Annotated in this window: 1 protein-coding gene; it reads left to right on the forward strand. The window is 62.2% G+C overall.

Annotated features, from left to right (window positions below):
• Positions 1-201 (forward strand): immunoglobulin-like domain-containing protein (locus G7009_RS28380; RefSeq protein ID WP_181133399.1); only part of this gene is annotated, 201 nt, incomplete at both ends.

Raw genomic sequence — 201 nt, forward strand, 5'->3', positions numbered from 1 at the left:
TGGCAGCACCAACACAGTCGTCACTGACGAACCGGGAACTCCAGGTAATCCGGGTACCCCTGGCACGCCGAACGCTGGCGACCAGATCGCCGTCTCGATCGTCAGCAATGGCAACGTCACCGAAGCCCAGCAACCGGTCTTCACCGTGCGCGTCAACCAGGTCCTGGACCGTGACCTCACCGTCACCCTGACCAATGGTGA

Origin of the sequence: Pseudomonas capeferrum (assembly GCF_013523055.1) — a bacterium.
GTDB classification, from domain to species: Bacteria; Pseudomonadota; Gammaproteobacteria; order Pseudomonadales; family Pseudomonadaceae; genus Aquipseudomonas; species Aquipseudomonas capeferrum_A.